The sequence below is a fragment of the Mycobacterium sp. NGS16 genome (genome assembly GCF_059813225.1).
This window is the reverse complement of record NZ_JCALEE010000021.1, coordinates 1-2,106: the sequence shown is the minus strand read 5'-3', so window position 1 is coordinate 2,106 and position 2,106 is coordinate 1. Positions and strand designations below refer to the sequence as shown.

Below are 2,106 nucleotides of genomic sequence, written 5' to 3'. Positions count from 1 at the left end.
CGTGAAGCCGGCCCCACCGGCGCCACCATTCCCACCATCACCGGCCGAACCAGCGACATCGACGTTGCCGTTGTTGTAGTCGTTGGGCGTCGCGGTGAAGGCGTCACCACCGTTGCCACCGGCGCCACCGTCAGCACCATTGCCGACGTGGCCGTTCACCCCACCAGCACCGCCGGCACCACCGGCGCCACCCGCGCCGCCGTCACCGGCGACCGCACCATGCTGGCCGAAACCATGGCCGGCGTCGGTGTGCTGCGCCGCGCCGGACACACCACCATTCCCGCCGGCACCACCCTGGCCGCCGTTGCCGCCAATGCCGTCAGCCGCGGTAGCGGTACCACCGGCGCCTCCGGCACCACCGGATCCGCCGTTGCCGCCAGGTCCGCCGCTGAGGCTCAGGCCGGCGGACGGGACGGCGCCCAATTGACCGGAGCCCCCGTTACCCGCGTTGCCACCGGCCCCGCCGTTGCCGGCGGTGTGGGTGCCGTTGCCGCCAGCGCCGCCGGCGCCGCCGTTACCACCGGTGCCGCCGCCGGTCACACCGGTCACGTTGCCCTGGCCGTTGCCGCCGGAGCCGCCCGCGCCGCCGTCAGCGGTCGCGCCATCGGCCCCGGTAGTACCGCCGTTGGCGGTGCCGGCCACGCCGACATCGCCGCCATTGCCCCCGTTACCGCCCTTACCGCCGTTGGCGTGGTCAGCAGTGCCATCGGCGCCGTTACCACCGACACCGCCGGCCCCTGCGTCGCCACCGTTGCCGGAGTTGTAGCCATCGCCGCCTACGCCGCCGTCGCCACCATTGCCGGCATCGCCACCGTTGAACAGGGTGGTCGTGCCCCCGGCGGGATTGACCGCCGTCTGCGGGGCGGACATGCCGTTGCCGCCGTTACCACCGGCACCGGCGTCACCACCGTTACCTTGGTGGCCGCTGCCGAAGCCGGCGCCGCCGTTACCGCCGTTGCCGCCGTCGCCGGCGGGCAGGATCTGGGCGGCGTTATTCGCGACCGGGCTGGACTCGATGATGTTGCCGTTGCCACCGGCGCCGCCGGCGCCACCGGTACCGCCATTGCCACCGAGCCCATCGACGGTGCCTGCGACGGCCTTGCCGCCGGCGCCGCCGGCACCGCCGTTGCCGCCGGTGCCCGGGGTGCTGCCAGCGGTGCCGCCGCCGAAGCCGCCGGCGCCACCGTTGCCGCCGTTGCCGGCGTGCAGGCCGGTGCCACCGACACCGCCGTCGCCGCCGCTGCCGCCCACTGCACCGTTCGGGCCGCTTTGGCCGTCAGGCCAGATGTCATGGACCCATGGTGCAGCCGCGCCACCGTCGCCGCCGTTGCCGCCGTCCGCGCCCTCACCGAGCTGACCGTCGGTGCCCTGGGCACCGCCTGCCCCGCCGACACCGGCGTTGCCGCCGTCACCACCGGCGCCGCCATTCCCGCCGGGGCGGTAGCTGTTGGTGTTGGTGACGCCGTCATTGCTGGTACCGCCCACACCGCCGGTGCCACCGTTTCCGCCGGTGCCGGCCGCGCCGCCATTGCCGCCGTTGCCGGTGGCGCTGAGCGCCTGGCCGCCGGCACCACCGTCACCACCGTGACCGCCGGCGCCGCCATCTTGGCCGGTGGCGTTCGCGGCGGACGTCAGGTCTGCGTCGTCAGTGCTGACCGCGCCGCTGCCGCCGGTACCGCCGGCGGCGCCGTTGCCGCCATCGCCGCCGTTGCCGGCGTTGCCGGCTTTGGTTCCGCCGTTGCCCCCAGCGCCGCCGTTGCCGCCGATACCACCGTTCTGGCCAGCGGTCGAGGCGGTGCCGCCGGCGCCGGGCGTGCCGTTCGTGCCCTCCGCGCCCACTGCGCCGTTGCCGCCGGCGCCGCCGTTGCCGCCGTTGCCGTAGGCCCCGCCGTTGCCGCCGACGCCGCCGTTACCACCGTTGGTGCCGCTTGCGGCGCCCGAGTCGGCCGCGCCGGCATTGAAACCGTCGCCGCCGTTGCCGCCGTTGCCGCCGGTGGTCGGGGAGGCGCCGTCGGTGCCCGCCGCGCTGCCACCGGCGCCGCCCTTGCCGCCGGTGCCCGGAGCCGCGCCATTGCCACCATTGCCACCGTCGTGATGCGCCAAGGT

The 2,106-nt window shown here is 75.5% G+C and carries 1 pseudogene; it reads right to left on the bottom strand.

The features are described from left to right. Positions 1-2,106 (bottom strand): annotated as a pseudogene (locus AC5Y4Q_RS21610) (PE family protein); the annotation flags it as partial.